11 protein-coding genes and 1 tRNA gene are annotated in these 14121 nt (G+C 61.1%); 10 read left to right on the top strand and 2 right to left on the bottom strand.

The genetic code is table 11. The annotated features are described in order from the left end of the window. The first annotated feature begins 166 nt into the window (after positions 1–166). From ACYZUA_RS01605 to pgaD, 5 genes are all read left to right on the top strand, one after another. Positions 167–1672, top strand: a complete 1506-nt coding sequence (locus tag ACYZUA_RS01605; protein ID WP_461961823.1) for a YdgA family protein — start codon at positions 167–169, stop codon at positions 1670–1672. Positions 1673–1933: 261 nt separating this feature from the next. After that, positions 1934–4414, top strand: a complete 2481-nt coding sequence (gene pgaA, locus ACYZUA_RS01600) for a poly-beta-1,6 N-acetyl-D-glucosamine export porin PgaA (protein WP_461961822.1) — start codon at positions 1934–1936, stop codon at positions 4412–4414. Positions 4415–4426: 12 nt separating this feature from the next. Continuing rightward, the gene (gene pgaB, locus ACYZUA_RS01595) at positions 4427–6424 is read left to right on the top strand and encodes a poly-beta-1,6-N-acetyl-D-glucosamine N-deacetylase PgaB (protein WP_461961821.1); all 1998 of its coding nucleotides are present in this window, start codon (positions 4427–4429) and stop codon (positions 6422–6424) included. A 1-nt stretch (position 6425) separates the two neighbouring features. Continuing rightward, positions 6426–7781 (top strand): poly-beta-1,6-N-acetyl-D-glucosamine synthase, encoded by a 1356-nt coding sequence (pgaC, locus tag ACYZUA_RS01590; protein WP_461961820.1) that lies wholly within the window; start codon positions 6426–6428, stop codon positions 7779–7781. Beyond that, entirely contained in the window at positions 7778–8305 is a 528-nt protein-coding gene (pgaD, locus tag ACYZUA_RS01585; protein WP_461961819.1) for a poly-beta-1,6-N-acetyl-D-glucosamine biosynthesis protein PgaD, read from the top strand. Before pgaC ends, pgaD begins: the two co-directional genes overlap by 4 nt. Here pgaD and ACYZUA_RS01580 read toward each other — a convergent pair. Next, positions 8302–9831 carry an FAD-dependent oxidoreductase gene (locus ACYZUA_RS01580; protein WP_461961818.1) on the bottom strand — a complete coding sequence of 510 codons (1530 nt, stop codon included), beginning with the start codon at positions 9829–9831 and terminating at the stop codon, positions 8302–8304. The two genes, pgaD and ACYZUA_RS01580, sit on opposite strands and share 4 nt — an antisense overlap. A gap of 139 nt (positions 9832–9970) precedes the next feature. Here ACYZUA_RS01580 and ACYZUA_RS01575 point away from each other — a divergent pair, with 139 nt between their 5' ends. From ACYZUA_RS01575 to ACYZUA_RS01555, 5 genes are all read left to right on the top strand, one after another. Next, positions 9971–10531, top strand: coding sequence for a YbhB/YbcL family Raf kinase inhibitor-like protein (locus ACYZUA_RS01575; RefSeq protein WP_461961817.1), 561 nt, complete (start codon positions 9971–9973; stop codon positions 10529–10531). An 87-nt stretch (positions 10532–10618) separates the two neighbouring features. Further along, positions 10619–12325, top strand: coding sequence for a vWA domain-containing protein (locus ACYZUA_RS01570; RefSeq protein ID WP_461961816.1), 1707 nt, complete (start codon positions 10619–10621; stop codon positions 12323–12325). Position 12326: 1 nt separating this feature from the next. Next, a complete protein-coding gene (locus tag ACYZUA_RS01565) occupies positions 12327–12893 on the top strand; it encodes an RNA polymerase sigma factor (RefSeq protein WP_461961815.1) in 567 nt (188 codons plus the stop codon). Continuing rightward, a complete protein-coding gene (locus ACYZUA_RS01560; protein WP_461961814.1) occupies positions 12890–13498 on the top strand; it encodes a hypothetical protein in 609 nt (202 codons plus the stop codon). The genes ACYZUA_RS01565 and ACYZUA_RS01560 overlap by 4 nt, the downstream gene beginning before the upstream one ends. Positions 13499–13518: 20 nt before the next feature. Further along, positions 13519–13785 carry a hypothetical protein gene (locus ACYZUA_RS01555; RefSeq protein WP_224789229.1) on the top strand — a complete coding sequence of 89 codons (267 nt, stop codon included), beginning with the start codon at positions 13519–13521 and terminating at the stop codon, positions 13783–13785. A gap of 143 nt (positions 13786–13928) precedes the next feature. Here ACYZUA_RS01555 and ACYZUA_RS01550 read toward each other — a convergent pair. After that, positions 13929–14005: transfer RNA gene (locus tag ACYZUA_RS01550), tRNA-Arg, on the bottom strand. Between the last annotated feature and the right edge of the window lie 116 nt (positions 14006–14121).

Genomic DNA, 14121 nt, shown 5'->3' with positions numbered 1-14121 from the left:
CCCCCGCGCACGGTCCATAGACACTCTTTAACCTTTAATCATTGGGCCGCCCCGTGCGCCTGATGCTAATCTCCATCGCTCTTTTAACGCAGTCGTGACCACAACCCGTCATGGGTTCAGGGAAGACGACCACACCTTCAAACAACGGACATTGATCGGGTCATTCATGAATAAATCAGCAGGCGTGCTTCTTGGAATTGTCGTTGCCATCGGTGCAATCAGCGCCGGCGGTGCCTGGTACACCGGCACCAAGCTCGAAGGTGTGCTGAACACTTCGATCGCCGACGCCAACAAAGAGCTACAAGCCGCGCTGGTCGGTTCCAACGGCAAGGCGTCGCTGGAATTGGTGTCGCTGGAACGCCATGTGTTCAGCAGCACCGCGCACTACCGCCTCAAGGGCGAAGGCGAGATGTTCGGTGAGGCACCGGTGGAGCTGCTGTTCGTCGATCGCATCGAACACGGCCCGCTGCCGTTTTCGCGCCTGGTGTCGCTGAAGTGGCTGCCGGTCCTGGCCACCAGTCACTACGAACTGGAAAGAACGCCGACCACCGAGAAATGGTTCGCCGCCGCCAAGGACAAATCGCCATTCACGGGCGTGGTCAACATCGGTTACGACAATGCCACCAACGGCACTCTTCATTTGCTGCCGCTGGACGTGGCGCTGGATGACAAGTCCAGCCTGAAATTCTCCGGGCTGAACCTCGATGTCGCCGCCAGCGCTCAAGCGCAGAAGGTCAAGGCCGACGGTTACATGGACAGCCTGACCCTGAGCACGATCGCTGAAGATCAGACGCCAGTGAAGGTAGAACTGAACGGCCTGACCCTGGCCAGCAACCTGACAAAAAGTACCTACGGCTATTACACCGGCGAGAACACCGTCGAGCTGACCGACAGCAAGACCACCTTCGGCGCCAAACAGTCGGTCTTGGGTGTCAAGAAATTTGAAATGAAGAACCGGACCGAGGAATCCGGCACCAGTGCTTCGGGGCGTGCCGATTACAAGGTGGGTGAGGTGACCCTGAACGGCAAGGTTATCGGCTCTGCGCAGATGGCCATGAGCCTGAAGAATCTCGACATCCCGGCAACAATGTCATTGATGCAGATTTACCAGACCAAACTGCAACCGTACGAGAGGGCCGCCGCTCAGGCCGTGGCTGCGGGTGAACCGGCGCCAGAGCTGGTCCTGACCCCGGCCGAAGAGGCGCAGGTCAAGGCCGGCCTGGAGAAACTGCTGGCCGCCGGCCCGCAGGTGGCCCTGGAGAATCTGTCGTTCAACACCGCCAATGGCGAAAGCCGCGCCAACATGGTGCTCGACCTGGCCAAACCTCAATCCATGGACCTGCCGCCAGACCAGTTGACCCAACAACTGATCGCGCTACTGGACGTCAACGTGAAAGTCTCCAAGCCAATGCTCGTTGACCTGCTGAGCGTGCAGTCGCAAATCGATGGTCAGACCGACGCCAAGCTCATCGCCGATCAGGCCACCGCCACCGCCGACATGTTTGGCGGCATGGCAGTCGGCACGCAGTTGGCAAAACTGGAAGGCAACGACATCGTCGCCAAACTGCACTACGCCAATAATCAGGTGGATTTCAACGGCCAGAAGATGACCGTCGAAGAGTTTGTCGGGTTTGTCATGAGCAAATTCGGCGGTAATGTCGCCGTCGAGTAAAACCAGAGCTTACACACCGACGCCCGGCCTCTGCGCAACGCAGACGCCGGGCGTTTTGCTGTCTGGTGTTTGAAGCGGGACATGGAACGGCGCCCGCAGCGACACGAATCTGAACAATTATTGCGCTTGCAATAGCGCCCCGCACTCGCGTGCAAGACTGCGCCCCGATCAAGTTTGGCTGGGTCACCTGAACCCGGCTTGCCGTTACGAGTGGGCAAGGAGGGCATCACGACCCGGCTGGCCACGTAAGGATGCTGACGAATGCCGCGTATTGATGGTGCCTTTTTACATCGTGGGTTACGCCCCTTGTATCGCGTTGCGCTGTGCAGCCAGTTACTCTGGCCGGCGCTGGCGTTTGCCAATACCCCTTACGACCAATTAGTGCTTGATGCCCGGGCCGGAAACTACACCCCCGCACTGAACGTGCTGCGTCAGGTGCCTGCGGATCAGGCCACCACCGGGCAGATCAGCGATCATTTGCAGATCGCTGGTTGGGCCGGCCTGGACGCCGAAGTGGTCAAGGTCTATGAGACCCAGGGGCGCGCTCGGGCGCTGCCGGTCCTGGCGCTGACCGCCACTGCGCGGGCCTATCGCAATCTCAAGCGCTGGGATTCGGCGACCCAGGTGTACGACAAGGCCCTGGCGCTTGAGCCCGAAAATCCTGACCTTCAGTTGGGTCTGGCGCTGACCCAGGCCGACGCCGGTAAACCTGACGACGCAGTGGCTCGTGCCAAGGCGCTGGTGGCTGCCAAGCCGGATGACTCTTCCCGTCGCCTGGTCCTGGCCTATGCCTTGACCCGCGCCGGTAACCATTACGACGCGCTGTTCGAATACGACCAGGCCTTCATCCGTGCCGGCAACAAACCCGAAGTCGCCCGCGAATACGTGGTTGCGCTACAACGTGCGCGCCTGCCGGAGCCGGCCCTGCGCCTGGCCCGTCAGCGGCCGGGGCTGATTGATCCGGTCACGTTGCGCCGCATCGAAGGTGACCTGGCCGCCGAGCGTGTGCGCCTGGCCGAACTGGCCACCCGCAGCGAAAAAGAACGCTACGTGATCGCGGATCGGGCCTTGGCCGATTACGACACCTTGATTGCCACCTGGTCTGCGGATCCACAGGCCCACGACGACGTCGTGCGCTGGCGCATCGACCGCATGGGCGCCCTCAAGGCCCGGGCCCGAACCGCCGATGTGATCACCGAATACCAGAAACTGCTCGCCGAAGGCGTGAAGATTCCGACCTATGCCCTGCGTTGGGTGGCGTCGTCCTATCTGGACCAGCGTGAGCCGGAACTCGCGACCGAGCTGTATCGCCAGGTGCTGGTCGCGCCGAACGCCGATGCCGGTGATCGTCTGGAAGACAGCACCGCGCTGTACTACGCCTTGCTCGAAAGCGATAAGGCAGACGAGGCGCGCAACGTGGCCGAAGACCTGGCCAAAACCCAGAGGCCGCGGATCGAACTCAAGGGCTTGCCGGTGGGCAACCCCAATGATGAATGGATGGATGCCCAGCAACTCGCCGCCCAGGCCGGAACCTACGGTTCCGATTTGCCCCACGGCGAAGAGCGTTTGCAGGCGTTAGTGGACCAGGCGCCGGGCAACATTGGCCTGCGTCTGGCCCAGGCCGATTTGTACCTGGCGCGTGACTGGCCGCGTCGCGCCGAGAACCAGCTCAAGGAAACCGAAAGCATGTCGCCGCGGGACGCCGGGCTTGAAGTCGCACAGGCTCACACCGCTATGGATCTGCAGGAGTGGCGGCAGATGGATGCGCTGACTGACGATGTCGTCGCGCGTTTCCCGGACAACCGTCAGGTGCAGCGTTTAGCGCGCCAGCGTGAAGTCCATGACATGGCCGAGCTGCGCGTCGAAGCCTACGGCGGCAAAAGTTATGGCGGTGACGATGGCGACGCCGGGGCGGTCAATGGCAGCCGTGATTTCGGTATCGAAACCACCCTGTACAGCCCGCCGATCGACGAAGACTGGCGGGTGTTTGCCGGTGCCGGTTATGCCACGGGAGATTTCCAGGAAGGCACCGGGCACCATCGTTGGCAACGAGTCGGCGTGGAGCGCCGGACCCGCGACATGACCCTCGAAGCAGAGATCTCCAACCACTCCTATGGCTTCGGTGACAAACAGGGCGCGCGCCTGGCCATTGCCCGTGACATCAACGATCACTGGCAGTACGGCGGTAGCCTCGAGTACCTGTCGGCACAAACACCGTTGCGGGCCTTGAACAGCGACATCACCGCCAACGGCGGCAGTGGCTTCATCCGCTGGCGTGCCAACGAAAGTCGCGAGTGGAAACTGGCCGTCAGCCCGTCCCGTTTCAGCGATGGCAGCAACCGCGTCGAAGCCGTGCTTACCGGGCGCGAAGGTGTCTACAGCGCACCGGGCGTGCAAGTCGACCTGGGCCTGGAAGTGGGCACCAGCCACAACTCCAAGTCTGACGATGTGCCGTACTTCAACCCCAAATCCGACTTCAGCGTCTTGCCGACGGTGAACGTCAATCACGTGCTCTACCACCGCTACGAAACCTCCTGGAGCCAACAATTCCAGGCTGGTGCGGGCACCTACAGCCAGCGCGACCACGGAACCGGGGGCATCGGCTTGCTGGGCTACGGTCAGCGCTACAGCTGGAACGACGTGTTCGAGGTGGGCGGTTTGGTGAGCGTGATCAACCGGCCTTTTGACGGCGATCGGGAAACCGATCTGCGCTTGCTCGTCGACCTCACTTACCGCTTCTAGAAGAGTTTGAAGATGCCTTTTATTTCGCGTTTCATCCTCCTGCTGGGAGTGCTGTTAGTCAGCGCCTGCGCCCAGCAGGCACCGGCCTTTGCGCCACCGTCCGAGCGCCCGGTGCCAGCCAACGAAACCCCGTGGCCGAAAAACCATGTGCTGGGCATCGCCTACCACGATGTCGAAGACCGCGACCCCGATCAGGCGGTGGTGGCCGTGCGCACCGAGCGCATGATCGAGCAGCTTGCCTGGTTGAGGGAGAACAACTACAAACCGGTCACCGTCGACCAGATCATGGCCGCTCGCAACGGCGGTCCCGAGCTGCCGCCCAAGGCGGTTCTGCTGAGTTTCGACGATGGCTATTCGAGCTTCTACACCCGCGTCCTGCCGGTGTTGCGCGCCTATAACTGGCACGCACTGTTGGCGCCGGTCGGGAGCTGGGTCGACACGCCGCTGAACCAGCCGGTGGATTTCGCCGGTACGCCGCGCAAGCGCTCGGACTTCCTGACCTGGGATCAGGTGCGGGAAATCTCCAAGTCCGGGCTGGTGGAAATCGCTGCTCACACCGATGCCAATCACAAAGGTGTACTGGCCAACCCTCAGGGCAACCTGCAGCCGGCCGCCGCCACCCGTCGTTACGATACGGTCACTGGCCGGTACGAAACCGAAGCTGAATTTCAGGCTCGTCTGCGCACTGACGTCGCGGCGATCTCGGAGAAAATCCGCAAAGTCACAGGTAAGAGTCCGCGGGTTTGGGTCTGGCCATACGGCGCCGCTGATGGCACTGCATTGCACGTCGTCGGCAGCCAGGGTTACCAGATGGCGCTGACCCTGGACGACGGCCTCGACACCCTCGACAACCTGATGAGCAGCCCGCGTTTCCTGGTGGCCTCTGACCCGGACGGTGAGCATTTCGCCAACAGCATCGTTTCGGTGCAGTCCGAATCGCCGATGCGCGTGGTGCATGTGGACCTGGATAACGTCTACGACGCGGACCCGGCCCAACAGGAAATCAACCTCGGCAAACTGATCCAGCGCATGGCCGACATGGGCGCCAATACGGTGTTCCTGCAAGCGTTCGCCGACCCGAAGGGCGATGGCCTGGTGCACTCGCTGTATTTCCCCAACCGTCACCTGCCGATGGCCGCTGACATCTTTGACCGCGTGGCCTGGCAGTTGCGCACCCGGGCCCACGTCAAGGTGTATGCCTGGATGCCGGTGCTGAGTTTTGCCCTGGATTCGAAGCTGCCACGGGTGACTCGCTGGGACCCGAAAACCGGCACCACGTCGGTTGACCCGGACCAGTACAAACGTCTGTCGCCGTTCGATCCGAACGTGCGACGCATCATCGGTGAGATCTACGAAGACGTGGCGCGCCTGACGTCGGTTGACGGCATCCTCTATCACGATGACGCGGTGCTGTCGGACTTCGAAGACGCCAGCCCCGAAGCGCTGAAGGTATACGCCGCCAACGGACTGCCGGGCTCGATTGCCGCGCTGCGCGATGATCCGGCCACGATGCTGCGCTGGACGCGTTTCAAGAGCCGTTACCTGATCGATTTCACCCACGAACTCACCGCCAAAGTCCGCGCCATTCGCGGTCCGCAGGTGCAGACGGCGCGCAATATTTTTGCCGAACCGATGCTCAACCCCGACAGCGAAGCCTGGTACGCCCAGAACCTCGACGACTTCCTCGGTGCTTACAACTGGACGGCGCCGATGGCCATGCCGTTCATGGAAAAACAGAGCCGACAGCAATCAGGCCCCTGGCTTGAAAGACTGGTCGCCACGGTCAAGGCTCGCCCCGGCGCGCTCAACCGCACGGTGTTCGAATTGCAGGCCCGTGACTGGACGAAACAGACCGACGCCGACATCGATGGCCAGCAACTGGCCGACTGGATGAGCCTCCTCAAGCGTCAGGGCGCGACGAGCTTCGGCTACTACCCCGACAACTTCCTCGAGAACCTGCCGGACTTGAAAGCCGTGCGGCCCGAGCTCTCCAACAAGTGGAATCCATAACATGCTGGATAGACTTCTGGCCCTGCTGGTTCTGGCGATTGTCCTCGGGGTTCCCCTTGGGCTGATCTTCCTGGTCACCGGGCAATTCCTGATGGACTTCGTGTTCTTCTATCCACTGTTCATGTCGGGACTGTGGATCGCCGGCGGCCTGTATTTCTGGCTGCACTGGGAACGTCACTGGCCGTGGAAAGAGGACACGCTGCCGCCCGCGCTGAAAGGCGAGCCGATGATCTCGATCCTCATCCCTTGCTTCAACGAAGGTGACAACGTCGCGGATACCATCCACGCGGCGTTGGCGCAGCATTACCCGAACATCGAAGTGATTGCGATCAACGACGGCTCCAAAGACAACACGGCCGCCGTGCTCGACGCCTTGGCGGCGCATGATCCACGTCTGCGGGTGCTGCACCTGGCGGAAAACCAGGGCAAGGCGGTGGCCCTGCGCATGGGCGCCATCGCGGCGCGTAGCGAGTATCTGGTGTGCATCGACGGTGATGCGCTGCTGGCGCCGAACACCGCGGCTTATCTGGTCGCGCCGATGCTCGACAATGCGCGCCTCGGCGCCGTGACCGGCAACCCGCGGATTCGCACCCGATCGACGTTGGTAGGCCGGGTACAGGTCGGCGAGTTCTCGTCGATCATCGGGCTGATCAAACGCACCCAGCGCGTCTTCGGGCGGATCTTTACCGTCTCCGGGGTGATCGTCGCGTTCCGTCGCACGGCGCTGAACCGGGTCGGCTACTGGAGCCCGGACATGATCACCGAAGACATCGACATCAGCTGGAAGCTGCAACTGGATCACTGGAGCATCTTCTACGAACCCCGTGCGTTGTGCTGGATCCTGATGCCGGAAACCCTCGGCGGACTGTGGAAACAGCGTCTGCGCTGGGCTCAGGGCGGCGCCGAAGTCCTGTTCAAGAACATTCGCGGCATCTGGCAGTACCGCCATCGCTATCTCTGGCCGCTGCTGTTCGAATATTGCCTGTCCACGGGCTGGGCCTTCACATTCCTGTTGTCGGTGATGTTCTGGGGTGTGGGCAAGTTCGTCGAAATGCCTGAGGCCATCGCCGTCCATGACCTGATGCCGCCGGCCTTTACCGGGTTGTTGCTGGCACTGGTCTGCCTGATGCAGTTCGCGATCAGCATCCTGATCGACCGCCGTTACGAAAAAGGGCTGTGGAAAACCATGTTCTGGGTGGTCTGGTATCCGCTGGTGTTCTGGCTTATCAGCCTGCTCACCACCTTGGTCAGCTTTCCCAAAGTGCTGTTCGGCCAACATCAGAAACGTGCGCGCTGGGTCAGTCCGGACCGGGGCATCAAACCGTTGGACGACGCTGAAGAGGAAGTCATCAGATGAAAATCATCAGAACCCGGCAGCGTCCTTTTCTGGTCGTGATCGATGCCTTTTTCACGGTGCTGGCCTGGATCGGTCTGCTCTATTTGCTGGTCAAGGGGCTTTGGCCGCTGGTCGATACCCGCGACGGGCCCCGTATCGATGCGTCGGTGTTCGACGCGCTCGGCACGTTGCAGATTTATCTGTGGGTAGCGCTATTGAACGCGGCGATCCTGATCTCCTGGGCGCGTTATCAACAGCGCAAAAGCAAGAGCTTCGCCCAGCGTCGCCTGCCGGCACCGGTGGTGGACGATCAGGGGCTGAGCAAAAGCTTCAAGCTGAGCGATGATCGGTTTAAGAAACTGCGAACCCCAGGTTCCATGACCATTCACAACGATCAGGAGGGCGATATCACTCATGTGGTCACTCACTTCTTCCCAATCACCGCGGACCTGAAACCGGCCCCTCTGGCGCCGCTGGAGCATCCGCGGGTCATTCGCCTGCCAGCCGAAGATGACACCAACAGGGAGCCGTTGGGCCACATTTAGCCAACATCCCGAATCAACCGCCACGCCTCATCCACCGGCAGCGGCTGTTTCATCCGTTCGGCGAGCAGCGCTATCGCACGTTCTTCATCGCAAGCCACCGCGGCGACCACCAATCCGTCCTTCCCGAACAGGCCGATAAAGGGTGGATGGTCAGGGTCGCCTTTGAACTCGACCTCATCCCAGGTCGCGGCGTGGCCGATGTAGTCGTAGTTTTTACCGAAGTGCCAGGTCCAGAAATAGGGGACGTCGAGGTAATGCTCGTCGCCGCCGAGCATGTTCATCGCCGCGATTCGTGCCTGTTGCTGTGCCAGGCGCCAATGTTCGATCCGCTGGGGGTGGCCGTTGAGCGGGAAGGTCGCGATATCGCCGGCGGCCCAAAGCCCATCGGTCACGCGCATCCCGCCGTCGACCTTCAGCGATTGGTCTTTTTCCAGGGGAAGACCGGTAAATGCGCCGGTTGCCGGGCTGACGCCAATGCCGACCAACACCAGATCTGCCGGTAAACGTTGACCGTTGTCCAGGCGCACCGCTTCGACCTTGGTCGTTCCTTCGATGTGCGTTGCGTTGCCATCCGTATGAAACACCACGCCGTTGGCCTCGTGCAGGGCACGAATCGATTTGCCGACGGCATCGCCAAACTGTTTGGCAAAAGGCACGGCGTGGCGGGCCAGAACGGTGACGTCCAGGCCGTATTGACGCAGGGAGGACGCGGATTCCATGGCAATAAAACTGTCGCCGATGATCACCGCTCGTTGGCCTGGTTTTGCCGAGCCCAGAATCCGCTGCGCCTGGTCCTTCGAGCGCAGCACGAACACTTGCGGCAGGTCGGCGCCAGGCAGCGTCAGTGGATTGGGTGTGCCGCCGGTAGCGAGCAGGGCAGCGTCGTAGCTCAGCGATTGACCATCAGACAGGCGCAACGTTTTGTTCGCGGCGTCCAGACTCGTCACTTCAGCGTTTATTCGCTCAATGCGCTGTTCGCGGTAAAAGTGTTCATCACGCAGCGGCGGGACCTCTTCCGGCGGCATCTCCCCGGCAATCACGAATTTGCTCAAGACCGTGCGGTCGTAACCGGCGTCGGTTTCACGGTCGATCAACAGCACCCGGCCACCGAAACCCTTTTCGCGCAACGCCGCCGCGCACGCCGTGCCTGCCGCACCGGCACCGATGATCACAAACGTTCGCTCGTCATCCGCCGGTGGGGTGTGAGCGTCGGACATCGGCTGATCGTCGACCCAGACCTCGTCATCGCGCACTTCCAGCGGATAGCGCTTGAGGCTGTCCAGGGCCGGCGGTTCGCACAGCGCACCGTCCTCGATACGGAACGCAGATTTGTGCCACGGGCAAATCAAACGTCCGTGGCACAGAGCGCCTTCAGCCAGTGGAGCCCCGGCATGGGGGCATTCGCCCTGAAAGGCGCGCAGATGATCGCCTACCCGCAGCAGCACAATTTTGGTGTCCGCGATCTGGACTTCAAGGCCCCGGTTTTCGGACACATCGGCGAAACGGGCGATGCGGTGCAGTGCCATGACCACTCTCCTGGCAAGCGTTTCACTTAAGAGTTTGGCGCTTATCGGGAGGTTCAGCCAAATCCCGCTGCCACCGCATGAACGGTCCGGCTATAGTTTGCACGCCGACGACGGCCCCACCCGCACAAGGTGCTCCGGTATGCCCCGATTGACCTGTTTGAACCCTTGGCTGGCGGCCGTTGCAGTCGCCCTTTGCGTGCAGTTTCCGGCGCAGGCCCAGGAGCGTTTTACCCTGAACATCCCAGGTGTGTCGGATGACCGACTGTTCACGGTAGCGGCCGCCAGCGATGCCCCGGGTTGTGGCGGGCATAACGCGTCACCGGCACTGAACTGGAACGCCGGGCCGGCAGGTACGTTGAGCTATGCCATCGCCATGCACGATCCTGACGGCCAGAAAGGCCAAGGCGTCGATCACTGGGTGCATTACGGCATCAAAGCCACGACGCATCAGATTGCCGCCGGCGTCGGCGCAAAATCTGCCCTTGAAGGCGTCGGTGGCACCAACAGCAAAGGCACCACCGGTTATGTCGGCCCTTGCCCGCCCGTTGGCGACAGTTCCCACCACTACATCATCCAGCTCTATGCCCTGGACCTGGCGCCGGAAGCTTTACCCGCCGGCCTGACGCGCGCGCAGCTACTGGAAAAAATCAAAGGCCACGTGCTGAAAAACAGCAGTGTGGTGCGGCGCTATCACCGCTGAAGTTTTTATCAGCGGTCCTAACCCGAATCGACGGGGCTGTCCGTCTCAGAGGATGAATGGATCAATTTCCTCCTGAGGTCAGCCCCCATGTCCCTCCCTCTGCATTTCCTCCGCCCGGCCGCCCAGGGTTTCGCCGCCGGGTTGCTGCTGGCCATTGCCGGTTGCGGCGTTTCATCCAAGCCTGATTCCGCCTCGGTTGCGCCACCGGTTCAAGGTGCGCTGCCGGCTGAAGTGGTGCGCAGCGAGGCTGTCATGGCAGACACTTCGATGACCAAGCGCAGCGTTCACCCGGCACCGACGGCAAGCTATGCGCCGATGCCGGCGGGCGAGGCGTATCCGCAGGGATATCGGGATGAGCAGCGGGAGCAGTATCAAGCGCTGGCGGATAACCCGATTCACAGCGTGGCCGAAGCGCCCGTCTCGACCTTCAGCGCCGACGTTGACACCGGTGCTTACGCCAACGTCCGCCGCTTGCTCAATCAAGGGCGCCTGCCACCGGAAGGTGCGGTGCGACTGGAGGAGATGGTCAATTACTTTCCCTACGATTACGCATTGCCCACCGATGGCTCGCCCTTCGGCGTGACCACAGAATTGGCGCCCTCACCGTGGAACCCGCATACCCGATTGCTGCGCATCGGCATCAAGGCCTCGGACCGCGCGGTGGCGGAACTGGCTCCGGCGAATCTGGTGTTTCTGGTGGACGTGTCCGGCTCGATGGACCGACGCGAGGGGTTGCCGCTGGTCAAAAGCACCCTGAAATTGCTGGTCGATCAATTGCGCGAGCAGGACCGGGTTTCATTGGTCGTCTATGCCGGCGATTCGCGTGTGGTGCTGGAGCCGACCTCCGGACGCGACAAAGCGAAAATTCGTACAGCTATCGAGCAACTGGCCGCCGGCGGTTCAACCGCTGGGGCGTCCGGTATCGAACTGGCCTATCAGATGGCGCAGCAGGCGTTTATTCCCAAGGGCATCAACCGCATCCTGCTGGCCACCGACGGTGACTTCAACGTCGGCATCAGCGACTTCGACAGCCTCAAGCAAATGGCTGTGGATAAACGCAAGACCGGCGTTTCCCTGACCACGTTGGGTTTTGGTGTGGATAACTACAATGAACACCTGATGGAACAGTTGGCCGATGCCGGCGACGGCAACTATGCCTACATCGACAACTTGCGGGAGGCGCGCAAGGTGCTGGTGGATCAGCTCGGTTCGACCCTCGCGGTTGTGGCGAAGAACGTGAAACTGCAAGTGGAGTTCAACCCGGCGCAGGTCAGTGAATATCGGCTGTTGGGGTATGAAAATCGCGCGTTGAAGCGTGAGGATTTCAGTAACGACAAGGTCGATGCCGGTGAGATCGGCGCAGGACATACGGTGACGGCGTTGTACGAAATTGTGCCCAAGGGCGAGAAGGGCTGGCTGGAGCCGTTGCGGTATGGCAATCCTGGGGCCGCTGCTTCCGAAAAGACTGGGGAATTGGCGATGTTGCGTGTGCGCTATCAGTCGCCTGAGGGTGGGAATAGTCGCTTGATCGAGCGGCCGATCACTGACAGTGCTGCGCCAGCCAGTGGTGACCTGCGATTTGCAGCGGCCGTCGCGGCGTTTTCCCAGCAGCTCAAGGATGGACGTTACACCGGTGATTTCAGCCTGAAGGACACCGAGGCGTTGGCGCGCGGTGCGCGGGGCGAAGATCGATTTGGTCTGCGTGCAGAGTTCGTGCAATTGGTGGGGTTGGCGCAAAGTCTGCGTACCACCACCGCATCAAACAGTGAGCCGCTTAAAGGAGGCTACAACTGAAATGGCAGCGCCTGAACCGAGCGACGAATCGCTGCTGGCCCGTTATCGCGCGGGTGACGGGCCGGCGTTCGAGATTTTGTACGCCCGTCACCGTCAAGGGCTCTACCGATTCCTGCTCGGCCTGAGCGGCAAGCCCGAGCTGGCCGAAGAGGTTTACCAGGACACCTGGTTGAGCCTGATCCGCAGCACCAGTCAGCCACAAGGCCGGGCGAATTTTCGTACCTGGCTCTACCAGATTGCCCGCAACCGCCTGATCGATCACTGGCGCAAACACGGAATCCACAACCCCTTGCTCGACAGCTATGACGAACAGATCCACGCGCTGAGCGATGACGCTGCTGATCCCGAACAACTGCTGAGCCTGAGCCGCGACAATCAGCGCCTCGAAGCAGCCCTGCAAAACCTGCCTGCGGACCAGCGCGAAGTGTTCCTGCTGCGCGCTCATGGCGATCTCGACCTGCCGCAGATCGCCACCCTCACCGAAACACCGCTGGAAACCGTCAAAAGCCGCTTGCGCTACGCCCAGCAAAAACTGCGTCGGCTGCTGGCCGAGGAGGTACTGACATGACTGACGCCCGTCCTACGCCAGAAGACGAAGTGTTGAAGCACTATCGTGAACACGCGACCGGCGAACCGCCGGCCCATCTCGACGCGTTCCTCCTGGCTGCCGCACACCGTGAAGTCCCTGTGCAGAAGCCAGGTCTGTGGAAACGCTGGGTCCAGGCCTGCCAGAAACCCCGTTGGCAAGTCGCATTTGCCAGCCTCGTCGGTGTGGCCCTGATGCTTGCACTGGTGCAACGCACGGAGGAGCAACCGCCGAGTTATGACTTCGCGCCTGCACCCAAAGCGTCTGCACCGGTCGCGAAAAAAGAAGCCGCAGAGGCATCACCTTCGGTTGCGCGCTCGCTGGCGGCCCCCGCACCTGCGGCGCCAATGGCCGATTTTGCCGCGCCCGCGCAGAACGAATCGATCAATGCCGAAATGGCCGATGAAGCAAAGGTCAGCAAACGTGCAGTAGCGCCGACGAAAACCCTGGATGAGCAATTGTATGAAGTGGTACGCCTGCAAAAAGCCGGTCAGACGCAAGCCGCCGATGCGCTGTTGAAGACATTGCACAAGCGCTTCCCTGACGAAAACCTCCCGGCCCGACTCAAGGCGTTGCAGAAAAACTGAAGGACGCAACGGTCGCCAATTTGGCATCGACACCCGAAAGCGCGCACTATCGGCCCATAGCCGATGCGTTGGAGGAAGCCATGGCGAAAAAAATCGACCGCATCGCCCAAATGCTCAACTGCCCGGTGAAGGGGCAGGAATTACGGCGAGCTGTTACTGAGAGTCGTAAGGAGTTTCTGCTGGCGAAGCAGGCAGAGGAAGCGTTTGAGGAAGACGTTCTTGATGATGAGGTGGTTGAGGACGAAGAGGATGATGAATACGACGAGTTCGATTGGACGACTGAATAAAAAAACCGCTTCGGCGGTTTTTTTTTCAGACTCAGTTGTTCGGTTAAACCGAACAACTGCATCCAGCGCCTGTCCTGAGGCTGTAACGAGACCCACAAAAAAGCCCCAGACCCTAAGATCTGAGGCTTTCTCGTTTCTACATCTGGTGCACCAGGCGGGATTCGAACCCACGACCACTGCCTTCGGAGGGCAGTACTCTATCCAGCTGAGCTACTGGTGCAATGCGGGCGCCATGATACTCATATGCGCTGCGGGCGTCCATGCTGCTGAATCGCCTGCGTTTTTCCAAAGCGTAACCTGCGGTTGCTACGTTGATCAGAAAAATTAGGCAAATGC

This window comes from Pseudomonas sp. LS2P72, from assembly GCF_054897865.1.
The sequence above is the reverse complement of the archived record's forward strand: the minus strand, read 5'-3'. Positions and strand labels throughout refer to the sequence as shown.

What these genes read in the sequence shown, in the direction of transcription:
- pgaD (WP_461961819.1), top strand. Translation starts at nt 7,778, where the DNA reads ATGAAAATCATCAGAACCCGGCAGCGTCCTTTTCTGGTCGTGATCGAT.
- ACYZUA_RS01565 (WP_461961815.1), top strand. Translation starts at nt 12,327, where the DNA reads ATGGCAGCGCCTGAACCGAGCGACGAATCGCTGCTGGCCCGTTATCGC.
- pgaA (WP_461961822.1), top strand. Translation starts at nt 1,934, where the DNA reads ATGCCGCGTATTGATGGTGCCTTTTTACATCGTGGGTTACGCCCCTTG.
- pgaB (WP_461961821.1), top strand. Translation starts at nt 4,427, where the DNA reads ATGCCTTTTATTTCGCGTTTCATCCTCCTGCTGGGAGTGCTGTTAGTC.
- pgaC (WP_461961820.1), top strand. Translation starts at nt 6,426, where the DNA reads ATGCTGGATAGACTTCTGGCCCTGCTGGTTCTGGCGATTGTCCTCGGG.
- ACYZUA_RS01570 (WP_461961816.1), top strand. Translation starts at nt 10,619, where the DNA reads ATGTCCCTCCCTCTGCATTTCCTCCGCCCGGCCGCCCAGGGTTTCGCC.
- ACYZUA_RS01560 (WP_461961814.1), top strand. Translation starts at nt 12,890, where the DNA reads ATGACTGACGCCCGTCCTACGCCAGAAGACGAAGTGTTGAAGCACTAT.
- ACYZUA_RS01605 (WP_461961823.1), top strand. Translation starts at nt 167, where the DNA reads ATGAATAAATCAGCAGGCGTGCTTCTTGGAATTGTCGTTGCCATCGGT.
- ACYZUA_RS01575 (WP_461961817.1), top strand. Translation starts at nt 9,971, where the DNA reads ATGCCCCGATTGACCTGTTTGAACCCTTGGCTGGCGGCCGTTGCAGTC.
- ACYZUA_RS01580 (WP_461961818.1), bottom strand. Translation starts at nt 9,831, where the DNA reads ATGGCACTGCACCGCATCGCCCGTTTCGCCGATGTGTCCGAAAACCGG.